The sequence below is a fragment of the Streptomyces sp. SLBN-8D4 genome (assembly GCF_049739545.1).
Taxonomy (GTDB): Bacteria; Actinomycetota; Actinomycetes; order Streptomycetales; family Streptomycetaceae; genus Streptomyces; species Streptomyces canus_C.
In genome coordinates this window covers 4490872-4513410 of record NZ_JBMGQC010000001.1, presented here as the reverse complement: position 1 = coordinate 4513410, position 22539 = coordinate 4490872, and the positions used below count along the sequence as shown (strand labels likewise).

The window sequence follows — 22539 nt, the reverse complement described above, 5'->3', positions numbered from 1 at the left end:
ACCAATAGTCCGTACCACTTGATCCCGGCGCCTGGACGTCCGAAGATTTCCCTCCCCGCTCTCCGCAACCGTGCGAAGGGCGGGGAGCGTCTTTGCGAACGCCCTTTCAGGGGTGCGGGGATGCTTGCGAGGCGTGGGGACGCCTCGGCCATTCAGGACACAGGGGAAGAGCGGGTAGGCATGAGCGCGTTTGACGCACGGTCAGTTGTGCTGCCTGAGAGAAGATGGACGGTCGCGTACAACCCTCACCGGGGTGAGTGTGTCCAACTGTCGTGGCTCAGGTACTCGACTTCCCTGCCGCGCCGAGCGGCGCGGCTGTCCTCCGGCCCCGCAGGCGCGGGGCGCCCGGTGGCATGCCGGTGATCGCGCCCATGCCCGCAGCGCGGCCCGCCCGCATACCCAGTCAGCGTGACGGAGCCGAGTACGCCGAGGACACCGCGGCAGCCGGAACCACCGTCGACCACCTCACCGAGACCTACCGGGCGCACTACCGCTCCCTGCTGGGTCTCGCAGCCCTTCTGCTCGACGACACCGCCTCCTGCGAGGACGTCGTCCAGGAGGCGTTCATCCGCGTCCACTCGGCGCGCAAACGCGTCCGCGACCCGGAGAAGACGCTCGCGTACCTGCGCCAGACGGTCGTCAACCTCTCCCGCTCGGCCCTGCGCCGGCGCATCCTCGGACTCAAGCTGCTGTCCAAGCCGATGCCCGACATGGCGAGCGCCGAGGAGGGGGCCTACGACCAGCTGGAGCGCGACTCGCTCATCAAGGCCATGAAGGGCCTGCAGCGCCGCCAGCGCGAGGTCCTGGTCCTGCGCTACTTCGCGGACATGACCGAGGCCCAGGTCGCCGATACGCTCGGCATCTCGCTGGGCTCGGTGAAGGCGTACGGCTCCCGCGGGATCGCCGCCCTGCGGGTCGCGATGGAGGAGCCGGTGTGAGCGGCGAGGGTGATTCCGAGGGACGGCGCCACGAGCCTTACGCGTGGCATGAGCCGACCGGGGAAGGCGAGCACGAGCCGACCTGGGCGGCGCGGCAAGAGCACGAGCAATCGCACGCTGGGAACGGAACTGTGAATCAGGGCCCCGACGATCTGAGCTCCACGGGGGAGTTCGACTCGGACGAGCTGGCACTGCGACGACTGCTGCACCAGGCGGTCCAGGAGATGGAGCCGCGCGACGGCACCCTGGACCTTCTGCGCAAGGCGGTGCCCGCACGACGGGCACGCAAGCGGCAGGCCGTCGTCGGCATGGCGGCCGCGGCCCTCTTCTTCGGGACCGCGATCCCCGCCGTCGTGCACGTCTCCTCCACCGGCACCAGCGCCAACACCTCCAACGCCGGACACACCTCCCAGATGCAGGGCGGCGCGGGCCAGGGCAAGCAGGAGAACGGCGGCGAGTCCACCTCCGGCGGCTCCGCGGGCAAGACCGAGGACAAGGGCAAGGGCGGCTCGAAGGACCAGGACAAGGGCAGGACCGCGGGCGCGAGCACCGGCGCGAGCAGCGGCACCGACCCGTCGGCCACGACCTCCACGAGCGCCGCGGTCTGTACGGCCGCCCAGCTCGGCACCCCCACGGCGAGCACCGCCGTGCCCGACGCCTCCGGGACGGTCTACGGCACGTTCCACGTCACCAACGGCTCCATCGCCGCCTGTACGGTCACGGGGCCCGGCATCGTGACGACGAGCGCGCAGGGCGCGGCCGACAGCAGCAAGGTCGGCGCGCTCCGGCACGTGTCCGGTGACGCGGCCTCGGCCGGGCTGCCCGACCCGTCCCAGGAGGTCTCCCAGCTGGTGCTCCAGCCGGGCTCCTCCTACGACGTGAAGTTCGCCTGGGTGCCGTCCGAGACCTGTCCCACCTCGGAACCCTCGACCGACCCCAGCCCCGATCCCTCGACCTCCCCGGACACCTCCACCAGCGAGGGCTCCTCCACCGGCGGCGACACAGGCACCTCCACCCAGCTCCTCACGGAGGGCGGCACCCTCGACGGCAGCGTCCTGGTGACGAACACGGCGGAGGGCGGCGGACCGTCGGTGTCCACGACCGTGTCCAACGCGTGCGCGGGAGTCGTGTACTGGACGGGCGTGCTCCCGTCGTCGTGAGGGGCGGCGCGGGCCCGGCGTGAACGGGGCCCGGCGTGAACGGGCCTCGACGACGGGCGAAGGGCGTCGGGGACGTCCGGGTTCAGGCGGTCGCCGTCTCCTGGGGCTGCTCCTCGGACCGCTGCCCGTCGTCGTCCGGGACGATCCCCAGCTCCGCGTCCCGGATGAACTCCGCCTCGCGGCGCACCAGACGGAACCACATGAAGACCACGAACCCGGCGAAGACGAACCACTCGCCGGTGTAGCCGAGGTTCTGGAAGGCCTTGAGGTCCAGCCCGCTGTTCGCGGGCGCCGTCGCGGGCACCGCCTTCATCCCGGAGTCACCGGTGTTGAGGGTGACCCACGCGTCGTACACCTCGTACGGCACCAGGTTGATCAGGGAGGCCGCGCTGATCGCCGAGGTCTGCCCGGCCGGAAGCCCGCCCCGCGCACTGACGCCGTTGTCCCCCGGGGTCTCCGACGCCTGGAGCGCACCGGTGACGGTGACCTCGCCCTTCGGCGCGGCCGGGACCTTCGCCGGGTCGGGGGTGCCCGGCAGCCAGCCCCGCACCACCGGCAGGGCCTTGCCGCCGTCGGTGCGCAGCAGCGTCAGGACGTAATAGCCCTCACGGTCGTCCACCTGCCGGTCGGGGACGAGCAGCTGCTTGTCGTAGCGGCCGCTCGCGGTGACCTGCTTGCCGGAGGTCGTCTTGTCCACCGGCAGCAGCTCGGCCAGTGGCCGCGCGGCCTCCCGCTCGTCGGTGACGACCGCCTGCTTCGCGTCCCGGCTCTCCGTCATCCGGTCCTCGAACCGGCTCAGCTGCCACGACCCCATGAAGACGCAGAACGGGATGGCGAGCAGCACGAAGACGTTGATGCCAAACCAGCGAGGTGTCAGCAGAAACCGGTACACACTCCCACGGTACGGGGCCGCTCCGGGGCGCCGGGGCGCGGGGTCAGTACCGCTCGGTGAGGTGGTCGCGGCCCGCCGGGGGCTCGTACGGCTCCGGCCAGAAGTCGGTGACGGTGGCTATACGGCCGCTGTCGTCACCGGTGAAGAACGAGATGCCGTACATCTCCTCCAGACCCACCGTGACGTGCACCCAGGTGACCACCTGGCCCGGCTCGGCGACGATCCGCTCCGTCCGCAGGTGCCAGTCGCCCGGGTACTCGCGGTTGAACTCGACGTACCGCTTCCGTCCGCTGACGCGCTCGCGGGTCTGCGGCAGGGTGTAGACGACGTCCTCGGCCAGGGTGTCCGCGAAGGTGGTCCAGTCGCGGGCCTCGGCGAGGGCCCAGAAACGCTCCACGGTCTCGCGCAGATCGGTCATGGGGACGAGTCTGCACCCCGCCACTGACAACGGGCCCTGGACGGCCTTTCCGACCTGGTCGCACCGGGTTCGGGTAAGCGGCTGGTAGAAGTTTTCCACAGGCTGGGGACCTCGTCTGCGGATTGTCTGTGAGGGCAGGCAGTATGGGGTCATGACTGAGAGCAACGGGTCCGCCGCGGCCGAGCGGAACAACGAGATGCCGGACTGGGAGAAGCGCTTCCGGGCGCCCCGGGTGTCGCTGCCCGACTGGGCGGAGGACGCCCCCGACCGCTCCCTGTTCGTCTCCAACGCCACGGGGACGTACGAGCTGTACGCCTGGGACCGGGCCACCGGCGTCCAGCGGCAGGTCACGGACCGGCCCAACGGCACCACGGACGGCGTGCTCTCCCCGGACGGCGCGTGGATCTGGTGGTTCGACGACAAGGACGGCGACGAGTTCGGCGTCTGGCGCCGCCAGCCCTTCGAGGGCGGCGCGGACGAGCTCGCCGCGCCGGGCCTGGACGCCTCCTACCCGGCGGGCGTGGCCCTGGGCCGGGACGGCCGTACGGCGGTCGTGGGCCGCTCCACCGACGACGAGGGCACCTCCCTCCACCTCGTGCGCACCGGCGAGGAGCCGGTGGAGATCTACCGGCACCGTGAGTCGGCCGGCGTCGGCGACCTCTCCCACGACGGCTCGCTGATCGCGATCGAGCACACCGAGCACGGCGACGCGATGCACTCGGCGCTGCGCGTGGTGCGCCCCGACGGCAGAGCGGTCGCCGAGCTCGACGACACCCGGGGCGGCACCGAGGAGCTGGGCCTGGAGGTCCTGGGCTTCGCCCCGGTCGACGGCGACACCCGGCTGCTCATCGGTCATCAGCGGCGGGGCCGTTGGGAGCCGCTGGTGTGGGACGTGGCCACGGGCGAGGAGACCGACCTCGCCCTGGACCTGCCCGGTGACGTGGGCGCCGAGTGGTACCCGGACGGCACGGGCCTGCTCATCGCGCACAGCTTCGAGGCCCGCAGCGAGCTCTTCCGGTACGACCTGGACAGCGGCAAGCTGGAGAAGGTCCCGACCCCGCCCGGATCGGTCTCCGGGGCGACGGCCCGCCCCGACGGCAGCGTGGAGTACCTGTGGTCCTCGGCCGCCGAGCCGTCGGCGGTGCGCTCGACGACGGGCGAGGTGGTCCTGGACCCGCCGGGTCTGAAGTCCCCCGGTTCGGTGCCGGTCGAGGACGTGTGGGTGGACGGCCCGGGCGGCCGGATCCACGCCCTGGTCCAGAAGCCGGCGGGGACCACGGGACCGCTGCCGACGGTCTTCGACATCCACGGCGGCCCGACCTGGCACGACAGCGACTCGTTTGCGGCGGGTCCGGCGGCGTGGGTGGACCACGGGTACGCGGTCGTCCGGGTCAACTACCGCGGCTCCACGGGGTACGGGCGCGAGTGGACCGACGCGCTGAAGCACCGGGTCGGCCTGATCGAGCTGGAGGACATCGCGGCGGTGCGGGAATGGGCGGTCACGTCCGGTCTCGCCGACCCCGGCCGTCTGATCCTCACGGGCGGTTCCTGGGGCGGTTATCTCACGCTCCTCGGCCTGGGCACCCAGCCGGACGCGTGGGCCCTCGGGATCGCGGCGGTGCCCGTCGCCGACTACGTCACGGCGTACCACGACGAGATGGAAGCGCTGAAGGCGATGGACCGGACACTGCTGGGCGGTACGCCGGAGGAGGTGCCGGAGCGCTTCGAGGCATCGTCGCCCTTGACGTACGTGGACCAGGTGAAGGCCCCGGTGTACATCTCGGCGGGCGTCAACGACCCGCGGTGCCCCATCCGCCAGGTCGACAACTACGTGAAGCGGCTGGAGTCGAGGGGCGCGGTGCACGAGGTGTACCGGTACGACGCGGGTCACGGCTCGCTGGTGGTGGACGAGCGGATCAAGCAGGTGAAGCTGGAACTGGACTTCGCGGAGAGGCACTTGGGGTAGAGGGGAGCGTGGTCGGGTGCGGGTTCGCGGGGGCCGGTCGCGTCCGCGGCGGGGCCGCACAGTGAGGCAGCCCCGCGCCCCGGCGCCCCTAACCGCGTGACCCGGTCCTGCGGCCGAGGAGTTCCGCCAGTCCCCGCCTGGTCGCCGCCAGCAGCACGCGGTCCGTGTCGCGCAGGACGTACGTGTCCGGCAGGTCCCACACCAGGGCGGAGTTCCCGCCGGTCGCCGTCTCCAGGGCCAGCACCCGCCAAAAGCCTGCCCGGAACGCCTCCCCGACTGTTTTCCCCTCCAGTTGGGGGTGTCCGCCCACGTCCACCGCCGCGAACAGCAGCACCCGCCGCTCGACCGGGAAGGCCCCCAGGATCTGGCGGCCCATCATCGCCCCGGCGAAGGCGGGAGCCGCCAGGTGGGAGACACTTCGGCTGCGGGTGGAGGCCCGGGGGTGGGCGGCCCTCAGGGTCCGGTACACCGCCGTGGCGAAGTCGTCGTCGTACAGCCGCAGCACCACCCGCAGGTCGGGGTGGACGGCCCGGGCGTACAGCACGGCCTCCAGGTTCGTCGTGTCCGCGCTGGTCACCGCGAGCAGTGCGTGAGCGCGGTGGATCTTGGCGGCCTCCAGGACCCCCTCCTGGGTGACGTCCCCGAGCACCACCGGCACCCGCAGCCGCCGCGCCGTGGCGAGTCCGCGGGCCTCGGGGTCGGACTCGACGCACACCACGGGGATGTTCAGCTCCCGCAGCCGGGTCAGCACCCGGGTGCCGATCTTGCCGAGCCCGAGCAGCACGACATGGCCGCCGAGGCCCCGGGGCGGTTTGCGCAGGGAGGACGTGGTGCGGAAGGTGCCGAGGGCCTCCAGGACCGCCGCGAGGAGCACCGGCAGGAGCAGCAGTCCGGCGAGTCCGGAAAGGAGTTGGAGGATCTGCCGTCCGACGGACTGGCCGATCGCGGGGTCGTCGATCGCGAACAGGTCGAGCAGGGTCAGATAGAAGGCGCGCAGCGGATGGATCCCGGTCACCAGCCACAGTGCGACGGCGAGCGCGACCACGCACCCCACCATCCCGGCCAGCGACCACCGCAGCCGCCGCGAGAACAGCGAGGCGAACCAGGGCATCACCCCCCGCCCGTCGGGCAGCGCGGGCCCGGCGTACGACACCTGCTCCAGCACGACGGTCGTACGTCCGCCGCCGTCCCGTACCGCCGCCGCGTCCGGCAGCAGGGTCGGGCCCTGGTCGCCGCCGAGCCCGGCGCTGTCGGTCGGCGAGAGCAGGGCGAGCGTGGCAAGACCCGGAGCGGCGCTCACCCCGGCCCCGGCGGGCGGCCGTTCGACTGCCCGCAGCAGCAGGCCGCCGGTCTGGAGGACCTTGCTGGTGCCGGTGAGGGCGGTGGCGGCCAGTGCGGGCGCGGCGGTGTCGGCGTCGGAGAGCACGGTCGTGGAGGCGTCGAAGCCGGTCCCGTCGGCCGGGCCGCCGGTGGCCAACGTGGCGGCCTGGTCGAGGAGTTCCTCGATGTGCTGGCCCAGGCGCCGGTTGTAGAGCCGCAGGACGAGCCGCAGCCGGGGGTTGAGACGGCGGGCGGTGAGGGCGGCGCGGATGTTGGTCTCGTCGTCGTCGTACACGAGCGCGAGGGCGTCCGCGCGTTCCACGCCCGCCCCGGCGAGGGCCGCCTCGTTGGGCTCGGCGGCCTCCATCAGCCGTATGCCGTTCGGGGGTTCACCGGCGGCGGTGACAGCGCCGTTGCCGTTGCCGTTGCCGGTCAGGCCGGCGGCCGCGGTCACCACCCGGTCGAGCAGCGCGGACGCGGACCGGGCCCGCACCACCACCGGCGGCCGTACGGTCCGTTCGGAGGCCGGGACGACGAGCGTGACCTGCTCGCCGTAGACACCTCTGAGCTCGGCCGCCAGCCGGTGCGCGAGGCCGTCGTCCCCGCACACCACCATGTGCGCGGCCGCGTCGCCCGGCGGCCCGGGACTCTGGTTCGGAAGGCTCCCCACGAGGGAGAAGACTGCCTCACCGGGACGGATGTCGCCACGTGCGGCAGGTGAGGAGACCCTCCGTCAAGAAATCCCCAAACCGTCGCGCACACTGAGCAATCGGACGTTCTCTGCCGTACGCACGGACAGGGAAACCAGCACCCCACCTCCGGAGGGACCCCGGCCGTGTCCGTCACCAAAGCACCCCCGCCCACGCGGGACACCGGCGAGGACCCGCGCCCGGCACCGCGGGTCGAGGCCGACCGGCGGCTGAACTCCCCCCTCGTGCTGACCCTGCTGATGCTGCTGGTGGTGCTGCTCCAGGGGCCGATCCGCGGGGCGCTGGGCGCGCCGGTCATGCAGAGCTGGATGACGGTGTTCGTCGCCGTGCTCGTCCAGGCGCTGCCCTTCCTGGTGCTCGGGGTGCTGCTGTCGGCGGCGATAGCGGTGTTCGTGCCGCCGTCGTTCTTCGCCCGCGCCCTGCCGAAGAACCCGGCCCTCGCGGTGCCGGTGGCCGGGGTGGCGGGCGCGGTGCTGCCGGGCTGCGAGTGCGCGTCCGTGCCGGTGGCCGGAGCGCTGGTCCGCAGGGGTGTCACCCCGGCCGCGGCCCTCGCCTTCCTGCTCTCCGCCCCGGCGATCAACCCGATCGTGCTGACGGCGACCGCGGTGGCCTTCCCGCGCGATCCCGAGATGGTGGTGGCCCGGCTGGTCGCGAGCCTGCTGGTGGCGTGCGCGATGGGCTGGCTGTGGCTGCGCCTCGGCCGCACCGACCTGCTGAAACCGCCGGCCCGTCATGAGTACGAGGGGCAGGGCAGGGGCGCCGCGTTCTGGGGCTCGGTCCGGCACGACGTGATGCACGCGGGCGGCTTCCTGGTCGTGGGCGCCATGGCGGCGGCGACCCTGAAGTCCGTCGTCCCGCAGTCGTGGTTGCGTACGGCGGCGGAGAACCCGGTGATCGCCGTGCTCGCGCTCGCCGCCCTCGCCGTGGTGCTGTCGATCTGCTCGGAGGCGGACGCGTTCGTGGCCGCCTCGCTCACCCAGTTCTCGCTGACCGCGCGGCTGACCTTCCTGGTCGTCGGCCCGATGATCGACCTCAAGCTGTTCGCGATGCAGACGGGCACCTTCGGACGCGCCTTCGCCCTGCGCTTCGCGCCCGCCACCCTCGCCCTGGCGATCGTGGTGTCGGTTCTGACCGGGTGGGTGATGCTGTGAACCGGCAGGCACAGTCGGCAGTCCTGTTCGTCCTGGGTGCGGCCCTGCTGCACGCGGGCCTCACCGACCTCTACCTCCGTTACGTCAAGGCGGGGCTGCGCCCGCTGGTCCTGGCGGCCGGGGTCGTCCTCATCGCGACGGCGCTGGCGACCGCCTGGTACGAGTGGCGGCACAAGGACCACGGAGAAGGCCACGGAGAAGGCCATGGAGAGGACCACGGGGAAGGTCGCGGAGAGGGCGATGGAGACGGCCACGGAGAAGGTCACGTCCACCGGGAACCCCGCGTCTCCTGGCTCCTCGTCCTCCCCCTCTTCGCCCTGATCCTCGTCGCCCCGCCCGCCCTCGGCTCCTACAGCGCGATGCGGACGGGCACGGCCCTGCAGCAGGCGTACGGCTATCAGAAGCTCCCCGCCGACGGACCCCTGCGGCTCGGTCTCGCCGACTACGCGGGCCGGGCCGTCTACGAGCACGGCCGGGGCCTCGGCGGACGGCAGATCACCATCACCGGGTTCGTCGCCCTGGACCGCTCCGGCGCTCCCTACCTGGTCCGCATGGCCCTCAACTGCTGTGCGGCGGACGCCCAGCCGGTCAAGGTCGGTCTGACCGGGCAGGTCCCGCCGGTTCTCAAGCCGGACGGCTGGCTCCAGGTCACCGGCACCTACACGGCCAAGCGGACCAAGGACTCGGTGAACGGCGGCCCGATCCCGTACCTCCAGGTCACGCGGGCCGAGCCGGTCCCGACGCCGCACGACCCGTACGACGAGACCTGGAACAACTGACACCCAGCCCCTCGGTCGCGTCGCGCCGACCCGTCCGGCCCTTGCCGATGCGGGGGCCTCCCCCTAGCCTGCAATCTGACGACCCATCAGATACCGGGCTAGGGGGCAGGCAATGGCCGTCACCACCGAGAGCGGAACCGGAACGGGACCGGGCACCGGGGACATCCCCAAAGTCATCAGCGTGGACGATCACGTGATCGAGCCGGCGCACCTCTTCGAGACCTGGCTTCCGGCGAAGTACCGGGACAGGGGGCCGAAGCCGCTCACCGCCGGCATCGGGGACCTCGCGTACGTCGGCGGGAAGTACCGGTTCACCACCGATCCGGAGGGCCAGCTCACCGACTGGTGGGAGTACGAGGGCGAGCTCTTCCCGTACAAGCGGATCATCGCGGCCGTCGGCTTCTCGCGGGACGAGATGACCCTCGACGGGATCACCCGCGAGCAGATGCGGCGGGGCTGCTGGGATCCCAAGGCCCGCATCGAGGACATGGAGATGAACCATGTCGAGGCATCCCTGTGCTTCCCCACCTTCCCGCGGTTCTGCGGGCAGACCTTCGCCGAGGCCAAGGACAAGGAGGTCGGGCTCGCCTGTGTGCGCGCCTACAACGACTGGATGGTCGAGGAGTGGTGCGGTGACAGCGGGGGCCGGCTGATCCCGCTGTGCCTGATCCCGCTGTGGGACATCGAGCTCGCGGTCGCGGAGATCCGCCGCAACGCCGAACGGGGCGTACGGGCCGTCACCTTCAGCGAGATCCCCACCCATCTGGGGCTGCCGTCGATCCACTCCGGCTACTGGGACCCGTTCTTCGCCGCGTGCCAGGAGACCGGGACGGTCGTCAACATGCACATCGGCAGCAGCTCGCAGATGCCGGCCGCGTCCCCCGACGCCCCGCCCGCCGTGCAGGCCTCGCTGTCCTTCAACAACGCCATGGCCTCGATGATGGACTTCCTCTTCTCGGGGGTCCTGGTGAGGTTCCCGCGGCTCAAGCTGGCGTACAGTGAGGGCCAGATGGGCTGGATCCCGTACGCCCTGGAACGCGCCGACGACGTCTGGGAGGAGCACCGGGCCTGGGGCGGGGTCAAGGACCTGATCCCGGAGCCGCCGTCGACGTACTACTACCGGCAGATCTTCTGCTGCTTCTTCCGCGACCGGCACGGCATCGAGGCCATCGAGACCGTCGGCGTGGACAACGCGACCTTCGAGACCGACTATCCGCACGTCGACTCGACCTGGCCGCACACCAAGAAGGTCGCCGAGGAGCATGTGGCCGGGCTCCCGGAGGACGTGATCTACAAACTGATGCGGGGCAACGCGATCCGGATGCTGGACCTCGGCTTCGACCGGTAGCGGGGCGGTCCGGTCAGTGGCTCCCGTCGAGGGCGGCCAGCGGTGCCGTCGGGGAGCCGGTCCAGGGTTCGGGAGGCCGCTCGGCCGAGCGCGGGACCGGCCTCCAGCGCGGCCAGGTCAGTTGTGTGCACCGCCCCAGCCCGCGACCTGCTCAGGAACGAAAAGACCCGACCGCTGGCGACGGGGGATGCACCAGCGGTCGGGCTGTGGCCAAGACTAACAAGGCAAATGGAACAGCGGGAGCGGACTGCTCAGCCGGGGGGAGGAGTTGTGATCGGGATCACGTAATGCGCTTTCAGTCGCAGGGAGGATCGTACGAGAGCCGGGGCAGGTACTCCTCCCATTCCTGGCGGGTCAGGACGTTGCCGGTCGTGGCGCAGATGCGGTCGATCGCCTCGTCGACGTCGAGGTCCCACAGCCGGATGGTGTCCGTGCCGCTGGAGATCCCGAGCATGCGGCTGTCGGGGCTGAAGGCCAGGAAGCTGCCGGTCTTGGCGCTGGGGCTCATCGACTGCCCGATGGGGGCGGCCGCGGACGGGTCCGCCACGTCCCAGAGCCGGACCGTGTTGTCGTTGCCGCCGCTGGCCAGCCTCGCGCCGTCGCGGGTGTACGTCAGCGACACGACCGCCTCGGTGTGCCCGGTGAGGGGGGCACCCGTCTGCTCGGCGTGCGCGGGGTCGGCCACGTCCCAGAGCCGGACAGTGTCGTCGTCGCCCCCGCTGGCCAGGGTGCGTCCGTCCGGGCTGAAGACGAGCACGTTGACGGGCCCGGTGTGCCCGGTGAGCGGCTTGCCGAGCAGGGTCGGACGGGCCGGGTCCGTCACCTTCCACAGCCGGATCGTGCCGTCCGCGCTGCTGCTGGCCAGGGTGCGTCCGTCCGGGCTGAAGGTGAGGCCGTCGATGTACCCCCGGTGGCCGGCGATCGGGCCGTGGGAGACCGGGTGGGCCGGGTCGGTGACGTCCCACAGCTGGAGGCTGCGGCTGTCGTAGGCGGTGGCCAGGGTGCGTCCGTCCGGGCTGAACGCCAGCGCGTCCGGGCCCATGAACCGGGAGTGCAGGACGAGCGCCGGAGCGTGCGGGACGGGGTGGACCGGGTCGGTGACGTCCCACAGCTGCACCCTGCCGGTGGTGAGTACCGCGAGAGTGCGGGCGTCGGGGGAGAACAGCACCTGGGAGAACGGGTCGCGCACCACGGGTGTGAACGGCTTGCCCAGGGCCACGGGCCGGGCCGGGTCCGTCACGTTCCACAGCCGGATCCGGCCGTCCCGGCCGGCCGTCGCGAGTACCTTGCCGTCCCGCCGGAACGCCCCGCTGCTGCCCACCAGGTCTCCCGCCGGGAGCGCCCACAGGCGCACCTTGCTGTCGCCGCTGCCGGTCGCGAGCGTACGGCCGTCGGGGCTGAAGCCCAGCGCGTACATCTCACCGCTGCTTCCGGCCAGGGGCTCGCCGACCTGCGAGGGGTACGCCGGGTCGCTCACGTTCCACAGACTCGCCGTGCTGTCCGCGCTGGCGGCGGCGAGCATCCTGCCGTCCGGGCTGAAGGCCACGGACCAGATCGGACCGGTGTGGCCGGTGAGCGGCGAGCCGACCTGACGCGGGTCGGCCGGGTCCCGCACGTCCCACAGCCGGACGGTGTCGTCCGCGCTGCCGCTGGCCAGCTCGGTCCCGTCCGGACTGAAGGCGACCGAGTGCACGAGACCCGTGTGCCCCTTCAGCACCCTGTCGTACGCCCGGGGCCGCCGCACGTCGGTGGTGTTCCACAGGCGGACCGAGTCGTCGTCGCCACCGGCCGCCAGCGTGCGCCCGTCGGGGCTCCACGCCACGGACCGCACGGCGGCACCTGCACCGGTCAGGACGGTCGGCGGCCGCTGCGCGTCGCGCGTGTTCCACAGCCGTACGGTGCGGTCCTCACCGGCGGAGGCCAGCGTGCGCCCGTCCGGGCTGAACGCGATCAGGTAGATGGTCCCGCCATGGCCGGTCAGGGGAGCGCCGAGCGGTTTCGGGTGCCGGGGGTCGGCGAGGTCCCACCGCCGGATCCTCCCGTCGTCCCCGGCACTGGCCAGCGTCCTGCCGTCCGGGCTGAAGACCGCGCTGCTCACCCAGCTCGTGCCGCCGGCGAGGGGTTTGCCCAGCGCCTTGGGGTGCCGGCGGTCGCTGACGTCCCACAGCCGGACGGTCCGGTCGTAGCCGGCGGTCGCGAGGAGCTTTCCGTCCGGGCTGAACGAGGTCAGGTACACGGCACCGGTGTGGCCGGTGAGCGGAGTGGCCAGGGGCGCGTTGACGATGGAGATCAGCCGGGTGTTGGTGCCCTCGTCGTCGGGCCGCAGCCGGTGCGCGACCAGGTCGATCCGGGCGGACAGCGAGGGATCCGCGTACTGGACGCGGTCCGCCTCCGCGACGACCTGCTCGAACACGGCGTCGTTGCGCTGCTGCCAGGCCACCACCGCCGAACCGACGGCCACCATCGCGAGGACGACCAGCGCCGACACCGCGCCCCGGGCGATCAGGACCGTACGCCGGCGCAGCCGGACCGAGGCGGCCAGGAACTCCACCGCGCTGCGGGTCAGATAGGTGTCCCCGGCGGACTTCGCCCAGGTGCGGGCCTGTTCGAGCCGTGATCCCCGGTACAGCAGCGAGGAGTCGCGGTTCGAGCCCTCCCAGGAACGGCCGTCCTCCTCGATGCGCTGGCGCAGCAGATGGTCGCTGCGGTCCTCGTCGATCCACTCGCGCAGCCGCGGCCACGCCGTCAGCAGCGCCTCGTGGGTGATCTCCACGGTCTCCGCGTCCAGCGTCACCAGACGGGCCCGCACCAGCGCTTCGAGCGACTCCTCCGTCTTGGCCGGGTCCGTCGACTCGGCGGCCAGTCGGCGCCGGGTGCCGCGCCTGCGCGTGGCCTGGGTGTCCTCGCCGAGCCGCACCAGGCGCAGCAGCAGCAACCGGGCCGCCGTACGCGCCGCCGGGTCCAGACCGGTCCAGGCCCGCTCGGCGGTCGCCGCCACCGCGCCCTGGATTCCGCCGGCCGCGCGATAGCCCGCCAGGGTCAGCCGGCCCGCCTTGCGGCGCTGCCAGGTCGCGAGCAGGGCGTGCGAGAGCAACGGCAGGACACCCGCGTCATGCGCCCCGCGCGGACCGTCGGCGCTCACCTCGCGCACGATCAGCTCGGCGAGCCCCGGCTCCAGCTCCAGGCCCACGGCCCGGGCCGGACCCGTCACGGCCTCGCGCAGTTCCCCGTCGGTGAGCGGTCCGAGCACCATGTGCCGGTGCTGGAGCGCGTCGGCCAGCTCGGGGTGGTCGAGGCAGCGCTCGTAGAAGTCGGCGCGGATGCCGAGCAGGACCAGGGCGGGCGCGGGCGAGTCCGGGCCGGCGGGCGTGCACGCGGCGTGCAGCAGCCGGACGAACGTACGCCTCGCCGTCTCGTCCGAGCAGAGCGTGAACGCCTCCTCGAACTGGTCGACGATCACCACCGGCCGGGCGGTGGCGGCCTCGCGCTGAGCCCACGAGGCGACCGCTTCCCGGACGGCGTGCGCGAATTCGGGGGGATGGTCGATGTCCGGCCCGATCGTCTCCATGGCGGAGGCGACGGGCTTCAGCTCGGGTATTCGGCAGGTCAGCTCCGTGAGCGGGTCGGCGCCCGGCACCAGCTGGAGGACCGTGCGGCCGCCGTCCGCACCGGCACCGCCGAGCGCGCCCTCCTCCAGGGCGGTCACCAGACCGGCGTTGAGCAGCGAGGACTTGCCCGCACCCGAGGCGCCCACGAGCATCACCAGACCGCCGGTGCCGGTCCCGGCCGCCGAGCGGAGCAGCTTGACGAGAGCCTCCGTGCTGCGTTCCCGGCCGAAGAACCAGCGGGCGTCCTCCTGCCGGTAGGAGGCCAGACCGCGGTAGGGGCAGACTCCGGCCGGGGGCTCGGGCTGGGAGCCTTCGTCCTCGTCCGGCGCCAGCGCGCGCTCCCACAGCCGCTGCCACTGGCCGAGGTCGTACAGACCGGCCGAGACGGGGGTGGGACTGATCCGCCGGGCTTCGGGAATGAGGATGTGCAGCACGGCCGCGAGGGCGGTGAACTGAGCGGGCACGTTCCGGGCCCGCCGCCAGTCGCTGATCCGCTGTGCGGAGACCCGGACGGGGCGCCCCCGCTCGTCCACCCGCTGGAGTCGGCCGACTCCCTCGGACACGCGCTTGAGAGGCGGATTGCCTGCCTCCCTGTACAACAGTGCGAGACGCTCCGCGAAGGCCGTACGTGCTCCTGAGTCGGAGCTCAAGGTCTTCCACCCCTTACTTCCCTCGCGGTTGAATCCGGACCGGAAAACTCACTTTATATGCCTGACCTGCGGTAACGCACTGGCTCCGGCACCGGAACCTCCTCTGTGGACCCCCTGGCTGGCAGGATCATGACCTGCGGCGCAGCCATCGGGCGACGCCATGACAGGCCACCAGCCCGGCGCCCCGCACGCCAACCAGCGCGCCGTACGTTCTCGGCCGCATTCCGCCCACGGTCACCCGCTTCCTCCGGTACCGGTCCCCACGAGGGGAGGGACCGGTACCGGACGAAGCGGGACGATCACTGTGCCGCCCCTACACTTGGTCCGACGTTTCGATGACGGGAGAGGGCTGTGGCGAAGATCGTCGGCGGTTTCCAGGACCCGTCGGCGGAGGTGCTCGCCGAGGCGGCCGCCGTGTTCGGACTCCTCGCGTCCTCGGCCCGGCTGCACATCATGTGGGCGCTGTCCCAGGGCGAGAGCGACGTCACCCACCTCGCCGACCGGGTCGGCGGCGCGCTGCCCGCGGTCAGCCAGCACCTGGCGAAACTGAAACTCGCCGGGCTCGTGCGTTCGCGCCGCGAGGGGCGCCGGCAGATCTACTACGTCGACGACTCCGACATCGTGACCGTGGTCCGCGTCATGGTCGGCCAACTGACGGCCCGGGAAACACCCTCCGCGAACTCGGACCGACTGCGCGAGGCCGGTGTCTGAGCGGTCGGGGGCGCGAGGGGAGGACGGCGCCCCGTCTGCCGCGCCGGCTGGGCCTGCTGCGCCTGCGGCTTCGGACGGGGCGGGGTCCGGGGGTGCCGTGGGGGATCGGGTCGTGTCCAGGAGTGCCGTGCCGGACGGGCCGCCCGCTGAACCGGCTGGGGCGGTGGCAGAGCTGAGTGCCGGGGGCGGGGCGCTGTCTGCGCCTGGTGCCGGGGACGGGGCGACGGCCGCGCCTGCTGTACCAGGCGGGCCGGCGCCTGGGCCGGTTTCCCCGGCTGTGCCCGCGGGTCCGGTCGGGCCGGCGTCCGGTGCTTTCGTCGCAGCCCCGCCTGCGTCTGCTCTTGAGGCCGGGCTGACGGGTGATTCGGTCGCTTCCGCTCCTGCGCCTGCGGGTGCGGTCGGGCCGGCGTCCGGATCCTTTGTCGTGGTTCCGCCTGCGTCTGCTCTTGAGGCCGGGCTGACGGGTGATTCGGTCGCTTCCGCTCCTGCGCCTGCGGGTGCGGTCGGGTCGGCGTCCGGATCCTTTGTCGTGGTTCCGCCTGCATCTGCTCCTGGGGCCGGGCTGACAGGCGATCCGGCCGCTCCCCGCCCACCGAGTCCCGCTGCCCCCACCCCCGTCCCCGCGCATCCGGTCGCCCACGACACTGCGCCCGCTTCCTCCTCGCCCGGTCCTCCTGTCCTGCGTGCTCTTCCTCCCGCGGCCGGTGCGGCCGGTGCGGTCGGCCGAGGCGGCACCCCCGTCGCGGGCCTCCTCGAAGTTCTCCGTCGGCTGGACAGTGGGCCGCGCGGGCTGACCGAGGGGCAGGCGGCGGAGCGGTTGGCGCGGGTCGGTGCGAATGTGGTTCCGGATGCCCGGGACCCCTCCTGGCCCCGCCTGTTCGCACGGAGTCTGCGGGACCCCTTCACCGCCGTGCTGCTCTGTCTGGGACTGGTGTCGGCCGCCGTCCTCGCCTGGGGCACCGCCTCGGTGATCCTCCTGCTGGTCGTCGTGAGCTGCGTCCTGCGGGCGTCCGGCGAACACCGGGCCGACCGCTCCACGGCCGGACTGCGCCGCCTGGTGGCGACCACCGTCACGGTCCAGCGCCGGACCGACGAGGACACGGCCCCGGTCACCCGCGAGATCCCGGTCGAGGAACTCGTCCCCGGCGACGTCGTACGGCTCGGCCCCGGCGACCTGGTCCCCGCGGACGTACGGCTGCTGCGGTCGACCGGACTCACCGTCCACCAGGCCGCGCTCACCGGAGAGTCCAGACCGGTGGAGAAGGACGCGGGGGACGACCCCGGGGACGGCGGTGTCCTCCAGGACCCCCGGTACTGCTTCCAGGGCAGCAGCGTCGCCTCCGGCAGCGCCACCGCCGTGGTCACCGCGACCGCCGGCGACACCCGTTTCGCCGCCGCCCACCGGCGTACCGGAAAACCCCCGGCGACCAGCTTCGAACGCTCCGTCCAGGGCGTCTCCTGGATCCTGATCCGGTTCGCGCTGCTGACCCCGCCCCTGGTCCTCATGGCCAACGCCGCCCTGCGCGGGCGCGGTCTGGAGACCCTCCCCTTCGCCGTCGCGGTGGCGGTCGGGCTGACCCCGGAGATGCTGCCGGTCGTCGTCACCACCTGCCTGGCCCGCGGCGCCGCCCTCCTGGCCCGTACCCACGGCGTCATCGTGCGACGGCTCCCCGCCCTGCACGACATCGGCGCCATGGACGTCCTGTGCGTGGACAAGACCGGCACCCTCACCCAGGACCGCCCGGTCGTCCACCGCGCGCTGGACGCGGACGGCCACGACGACCCCGAGGTGGCGCGCTGGGCGGCGGCCGCCGCCTGGTGGTCGCTCCAGCTCGCCGACCTCCCCGCGCCCGACGCGCTGGACGAGGCCCTGCTCGCCGCCGCCGACGAGGACAGCCTCACGTCGTACGACGGTGTCACGGCCCTCCCCTTCGACCCGGTCCGCCGCCTGGCCACCGTGGTCGTCCGCACCCCCGGCCGGTTCGGCACGCACACCCTGATCACCAAGGGAGCCGTGGAGGCCGTACTGGGACGGTGCGCGCTGTCCGACGACGAGCGCACCCGGGTGCGCGACCTGGCCGACGCACAGGCCGCGGACGGGCTGCGCGTCCTCGCCGTGGCCACCACCGAACGCCCCGCCGGGGACCGCCCCCGCGAACGCGGCCTCACCTTCCGCGGACTGCTCACCTTCCGGGACGACCTCGCCCCCACCGCCGCCGAGGCCCTCGCGGGACTGGCCGGGCGGGGCGTCACCGTCAAGATCCTCACCGGCGACCACCCGGGCACCGCGGTCCGGGCCTGCCGTGATCTGGGGGTCCCGGTGGCCGGTGTCCTGACCGCCGACCGCCTCGACACCCTCACCGACCCCGAGCTCACCGAACTGGCCCGTCGTACGACCGTCTTCGCCCGCTGCACCCCCGAGCACAAGACCCGCGTCACCCGGGCCCTCCAGGCCGGCGGCCACACGGTCGGCTTCCTCGGCGACGGCGTCAACGACCTGCCCGCCCTGCGCACCGCCGACGTGGGCATCGCCCCCCGCGACGCGGCCGGGGTGACCAGGGAGAGCGCGGACCTGGTCCTCGCCGGGAAGGATCTCACCGCGATCGGCCACGCGGTCGCCGCCGGCCGTCACGCGGGCGGCAACATCGCCACGTATCTGCGCATCACGCTCTCCTCGAACCTCGGCAACGTGATCGCGATGCTCTCCGCGGGCCTCCTCCTGCCGTTCCTGCCGATGCTCCCGGCCCAGGTCCTCGTCCAGAACCTGTGCTTCGACGCGGCCCAACTGGCCTTCGCCCACGACCGTCCCACCCAGGCCGCCCTGCGCCGGCCGAGCGTCCTGGACCCCCGCGAGCTGCTTCGGTTCATCGTCGGATTCGGCGCCCTGAACGCCGTGGCGGACCTGGCGACCTTCGGTGTCCTGGCCTTCGCCCTGCGGGGCCCGGGGGACGACGAGTCGCTGTTCCACTCGGGCTGGTTCACGGAGAACCTGCTGACGCAGGCCGTGGTGATGGTGCTGCTGTCCCTGGGCTCACCGGGCCGCGCCGGCCGGCGGCCGGGCCCGGTGACCTGGTCCGCCGCCGCACTGGCCGCGATCGGCCTGCTCCTGCCCGCGTCCCCGTCGGGCGCGGCCCTGGGCCTGAGCGCGCTGCCCGGCGTGTACTACGGACTGCTCGCGGCCGTCCTGGCCCTGTACGCCGTGGGCCTGCTGGCGGCGCGGACGCACTACGAGCGCCGGCGCACGGTTGCGCTCCCGGAGACTGACGCCTCTCAGGGGCAGGCGATGTCGAAGCCGTAGCGCAGGGGTTCGTCCGTCACGCCGTGATCGAGCCGGTAGACGTAGACGCCGTCCACCCGCACCCCGGACGGCGCGCCCTCCGCCCGGCAGGGGTACGACACCTGCACGACCCGGGGCCGGTCCGCGACCTTGACCCGCATCCCGTCGGCCGGTCCGCCGTCGAGGACGGCGACTTCCCACCCGGTCACGTCGGCCGTCTCCACTGTCTCCGCTGCGTCCACGCCGACAGTTTAGAGGTTGCGCAATCGTCGTGGAGGGCTGATGCCGCGACGGGTGCGGCTCTCACACGGCCGGGTGCGGCTCTCACACCGCCGGATGCGCGGCTCTCCCACCGCCGGATGCACCGCGAACCCCCGGGCCGGGAAGCCGGAACCGGCGTACGGCTTGGGACAGGTGGCGACGACGAGGGCTCCCGACTCGGGGAGCCGGCCAAGGCTGGTCAGCAGTGCGATCTGCCGGCGGTCGCGGCCCAGGACGTACGCCTCCAGGCCGTGGTCGCCTGCGGGGCGGCGGCTCCGGGGTCCGTGTCGGCCTGCTCGTGGCCGATGGCGGTGACGCCCGCGTCCTCGAAGAGGTACGTCAGAACCTCGGCCGACCAGCCGGGTGTGACTGGTGCCCGCCTGGCCCCGGTTGCCGTCGCCACCGGGTCCGGCCAGCGACGGTTCCACCCAGTGCGCAGGGCGACGAACGCCCCGGGCGGGAACCGGCCGTTGCGCCGCTCCCAGCCCGTACGTCGTCCAGGGCCGGGGTGGCGTCGAAGCCCGCGAAGTGCGGCTGCCCCGGTCGGAAGGCATGGGTGAGGTCGGTGCGGACCGTGCCCTTGGTCAGCTCGCGGTACGCCGACCACAGCCGGGGTTCGCCGGAGGTCATCCGGCGTTCTCCAGCGCCGGGCGACGGGTGGCCTTCACGGGTGTGTCCTCCGGGTGCGCCGACGAGCCCGAGGCCCCTTCCAAGTCCTGCCCCTGCCCCTGCCCCCGCCCCCGCCTCTGCCCCTCTTCCTCTTCCTCTTCCTCTTGCTCGCCGGTCCGGGCCGGAGCCGTGGCCGGCGGATCCTTGCGGCGGGTCATCCCGACTCCCGCGAGGACCACGGCCATGCCCAGTACGACCCGGACGCTGAGGCCCTCGCCCAGGACGATCGCGCCGAGGAGCACGGAGACCACGGGCAGCAGGTAGCCGACCACGGCGGCGTTGGTGGCGCCCTCGTCGTTGATGATCCGGTAGGTGAGGTGGAAGGTGATCGCCGTGCAGAAGACGCTGAGGACCAGGGCCGCGACCACGACCACCGGGCCCGGGTCGATCGACTCCAGGCCGCCGACCGGCAGCGCGACGGCGGTCAGCCCGCTCGCGGCGACCAGCTGGGCGGCCGAGAGCGAGATGGTCGGGGTGCCCCTGCGCACCAGGGTGCGGCCCATGTAGGTGAAGGCGACGGCGTAGCTGGCGGCCGCGCCGAGAATGGCGAGGGTTCCCCAGCCGGTGGCCCCGGCCGACTGCCACGGGGCGAGGATGAGGATCGTGCCGGCGAAGCCGAGCAGCAGGCCCGTGAGGCGGACCGGGCGCAGTCCGCGTTCCGAGCCGAGGGCCAGGCCGAGGGCGATCGACCACAGCGGGGTGGTGGCGTTCAGGACCCCCGCGAGGCCGGAGTCGACGGTCTGCTGGCCCAGGCTGAACAGGGCGAAGGGGAGCGCGTTGCAGAAGAAGGCCGCGACGACGATGTGACGCCAGACGGTACGGCCACGCGGCAGGCGCCGGCCCGACGCGTAGCAGGCGACGGTGAGGACGAGCGCGCCGAGGAGGCAGCGGACGAACGTGACCTGGAGCGGGGAGAGACCGCGCAGCGCCAGTTCGATCCAGAGAAAGGTCGAGCCCCACAACAGGGCGAGCACGGCCACCCGCACCCCGCCCCGCGGACTCCGTGTCCCACTGTTCACGATGATTCCTCCGTCCGGCCGACATGCGGCCCTGGCCCTGCAGGTGGGCCGTTCCGTCCCGTTCTTCGACCATGCCCCAGGTGAACTGTGAGGACAAGCAAATGGTTCTACCCGGTCTGTTAAGCTGTGCTACATGCTTGATGTGAGGCGCCTCCAGGTTCTGCGTGCGGTGGTCACCAGCGGGACGGTCACCGCGGCCGCGGCCCACCTCGGCTACACACCGTCCGCCGTGAGTCAGCAGGTGGCGGCGCTGGAGAAGCAGGCCGGCACCGAACTGCTCGAACGGGTCGGGCGCGGGGTGCGGCCCACCCCCGCCGGTCTGCTGCTCACCGAGCACGCGGCCCTGATCAGCTCGGCGGTCGCCCAGGCGGAAAGCGCCCTCGCCGACCTCCGCGCCGGACGCATCGGCACCCTGTCCGTCCGGTATTTCGCCACGGCGGGTTCCACGCTGGTGGCCCCGGCCCTGGCCCGGCTCCGCGCGGAACACCCCGGGGTCCGGGTCGACCTCGAACTCGCCGACCCGGAGGACCCGTTCCAGGAGGTGGCCCGCGGCCGGGCCGATCTGGCCGTGGTGGTCCAGGCGCGGGGCCGGACGGGCGACGGCTTCCGTCTCGTCCACCTCCTGGACGACCCGTACGCGGCCGTCCTGCCCCTGGGGCATCCGCTCGCGGACCGGGAGGTCATCGACCTGCACGAGCTGGCCGGGGAGCAGTGGGTCGGCAGCGAGCCACCCGGCCCGTGCCTGGAACCGGTGATCGACTCCTGCGCGGCGGCCGGGTTCAGCCCCGACTTCGTCATCCGCAGCGAGGACTACGCCACCGCGCAGGGCTTCGTCGCGGCCGGCCTCGGCGTCGGTCTGATGCCGAGGCTGGGGCTGCGCGGCCGCCACCCCGGCGTTGTCGTACGACCGGTCCGCAACCCCGAACCGGTCCGCGTGATCTCGGCGGTGGCCCGCGAAACCGCCCTCGACCAGCCCGCCCTCCGCGACCTCCTGTCAGCACTCCGGGACGCAGCAGCCACCGACCCACCCACGGGGCCTGCGGCGCACTGACCCCATCCGGGTGCCCACCCGCACCCGGCCCGGCTCCGTGGCAGCCGCGTGGGTCAGGCGGGGAGGTCGCGGGGGGTGGTCGTGGTGGTGGGAGCGCCGGCCAGGGTCTCTGGGACGGAGGTACGAGCGCGATCGCAGGCGCAGCGAGGCGGACGACGGCGACTGAGCCCAAAGTCAGAGCATCCTAGAAGTCGCGTGGCAGCCCGTGTCCGTGGCGCCACGTTCTGTACTGCGCTCACGACCGCAAGGCTCGGGGAGCGGGTCGGCTCCCGGATGGCTCCCAGGCGTCCGGACTGGCTGGGCCTCGCCGCGCAGGGCGAAGCCGACCGAGAAGCCGGCGTTGTGCAGTCTTTGTGTCGCCCGGACGTCGATCGTTGCGATCCTCGATGGCCTCCAAGACCTTGAACTGCTGGACCGGCCTGTGCGCCACGTGCCACCAGCCCCTGGCCCGACCCTGGGCCACACACCAAACAGCAAGATCCCCCCGACCTGACGGAGTCCTGCCAGGCCGAGAGCCCCGGTTCCCTCAGGGCGGCCGCCGTCCGTTCGGCCACGGCCGGCCCGCGTCGGCGTCGGTCTTCAGGACCCGGGCGCCCGTCGCGTCGGTGAAC

16 protein-coding genes are annotated in these 22539 nt (G+C 72.8%); 9 read left to right on the top strand and 7 right to left on the bottom strand.

Translation table 11 applies throughout. From position 1 onward, the window contains the following. Nucleotides 1–371: 371 nt before the first annotated feature. Nucleotides 372–938 (top strand): SigE family RNA polymerase sigma factor, encoded by a 567-nt coding sequence (locus tag RKD20_RS20285; RefSeq protein ID WP_007383615.1) that lies wholly within the window; start codon nt 372–374, stop codon nt 936–938. Nucleotides 939–1069: 131 nt separating this feature from the next. Next, nucleotides 1070–2098, top strand: coding sequence for a hypothetical protein (locus RKD20_RS20280; protein ID WP_424878945.1), 1029 nt, complete (start codon nt 1070–1072; stop codon nt 2096–2098). 82 nt (nt 2099–2180) lie between these two features. Here RKD20_RS20280 and RKD20_RS20275 read toward each other — a convergent pair whose 3' ends face one another. Both RKD20_RS20275 and RKD20_RS20270 read right to left on the bottom strand, forming a co-directional pair. Then, on the bottom strand, nt 2181–2990 hold the full coding sequence (locus RKD20_RS20275; RefSeq protein ID WP_424878944.1) for an SURF1 family protein: 810 nt from the start codon (nt 2988–2990) through the stop codon (nt 2181–2183). Nucleotides 2991–3033: 43 nt separating this feature from the next. Next, on the bottom strand, nt 3034–3408 hold the full coding sequence (locus RKD20_RS20270) for a nuclear transport factor 2 family protein (RefSeq protein ID WP_424878943.1): 375 nt from the start codon (nt 3406–3408) through the stop codon (nt 3034–3036). Between the two features lie 151 nt (nt 3409–3559). Between RKD20_RS20270 and RKD20_RS20265 the strand changes: the two genes are divergently transcribed. Continuing rightward, the gene (locus tag RKD20_RS20265) at nt 3560–5374 is read left to right on the top strand and encodes a prolyl oligopeptidase family serine peptidase (protein ID WP_424878942.1); all 1815 of its coding nucleotides are present in this window, start codon (nt 3560–3562) and stop codon (nt 5372–5374) included. An 88-nt stretch (nt 5375–5462) separates the two neighbouring features. On the opposite strand, the gene RKD20_RS20260 is transcribed toward RKD20_RS20265, so the two are convergent. Next, on the bottom strand, nt 5463–7310 hold the full coding sequence (locus tag RKD20_RS20260; protein WP_424883275.1) for an NAD-binding protein: 1848 nt from the start codon (nt 7308–7310) through the stop codon (nt 5463–5465). Nucleotides 7311–7529: 219 nt separating this feature from the next. Here RKD20_RS20260 and RKD20_RS20255 point away from each other — a divergent pair, with 219 nt between their 5' ends. The 3 genes from RKD20_RS20255 to RKD20_RS20245 all read left to right on the top strand — a co-directional run bounded on the left by RKD20_RS20255 (nt 7530) and on the right by RKD20_RS20245 (nt 10682). After that, nucleotides 7530–8555, top strand: coding sequence for a permease (locus RKD20_RS20255; protein ID WP_424878941.1), 1026 nt, complete (start codon nt 7530–7532; stop codon nt 8553–8555). Continuing rightward, a complete protein-coding gene (locus RKD20_RS20250) occupies nt 8552–9334 on the top strand; it encodes a TIGR03943 family putative permease subunit (RefSeq protein WP_424878940.1) in 783 nt (260 codons plus the stop codon). The genes RKD20_RS20255 and RKD20_RS20250 overlap by 4 nt, the downstream gene beginning before the upstream one ends. Nucleotides 9335–9446: 112 nt before the next feature. Continuing rightward, nucleotides 9447–10682 carry an amidohydrolase family protein gene (locus tag RKD20_RS20245; RefSeq protein ID WP_424878939.1) on the top strand — a complete coding sequence of 412 codons (1236 nt, stop codon included), beginning with the start codon at nt 9447–9449 and terminating at the stop codon, nt 10680–10682. 295 nt (nt 10683–10977) lie between these two features. Here RKD20_RS20245 and RKD20_RS20240 read toward each other — a convergent pair whose 3' ends face one another. Beyond that, nucleotides 10978–14940, bottom strand: coding sequence for an AAA family ATPase (locus RKD20_RS20240; protein WP_424878938.1), 3963 nt, complete (start codon nt 14938–14940; stop codon nt 10978–10980). A 351-nt stretch (nt 14941–15291) separates the two neighbouring features. Between RKD20_RS20240 and RKD20_RS20235 the strand changes: the two genes are divergently transcribed. Then, a complete protein-coding gene (locus RKD20_RS20235; protein ID WP_424878937.1) occupies nt 15292–15651 on the top strand; it encodes an ArsR/SmtB family transcription factor in 360 nt (119 codons plus the stop codon). A 529-nt stretch (nt 15652–16180) separates the two neighbouring features. Next, the gene (gene mgtA / locus RKD20_RS20230; protein ID WP_424878936.1) at nt 16181–18949 is read left to right on the top strand and encodes a magnesium-translocating P-type ATPase; all 2769 of its coding nucleotides are present in this window, start codon (nt 16181–16183) and stop codon (nt 18947–18949) included. Here the strand turns inward: mgtA and RKD20_RS20225 are convergent. The 3 genes from RKD20_RS20225 to RKD20_RS20215 all read right to left on the bottom strand — a co-directional run bounded on the left by RKD20_RS20225 (nt 18922) and on the right by RKD20_RS20215 (nt 20877). Further along, complete coding sequence (locus RKD20_RS20225; RefSeq protein WP_020124050.1) at nt 18922–19152, bottom strand: hypothetical protein; 231 nt, start codon at nt 19150–19152, stop codon at nt 18922–18924. The two genes, mgtA and RKD20_RS20225, sit on opposite strands and share 28 nt — an antisense overlap. A 236-nt stretch (nt 19153–19388) precedes the next feature. After that, on the bottom strand, nt 19389–19796 hold the full coding sequence (locus tag RKD20_RS20220; protein WP_424878935.1) for a cyclase family protein: 408 nt from the start codon (nt 19794–19796) through the stop codon (nt 19389–19391). Nucleotides 19797–19815: 19 nt separating this feature from the next. Continuing rightward, nucleotides 19816–20877: a DMT family transporter gene (locus tag RKD20_RS20215; RefSeq protein WP_424878934.1), complete on the bottom strand. Its 1062-nt coding sequence runs from the start codon at nt 20875–20877 to the stop codon at nt 19816–19818. A gap of 133 nt (nt 20878–21010) precedes the next feature. On the opposite strand from RKD20_RS20215, the gene RKD20_RS20210 reads away from it, so the two are divergent. Then, entirely contained in the window at nt 21011–21928 is a 918-nt protein-coding gene (locus RKD20_RS20210) for a LysR family transcriptional regulator (RefSeq protein WP_424878933.1), read from the top strand. The last annotated feature ends 611 nt before the right edge of the window (nt 21929–22539 follow it).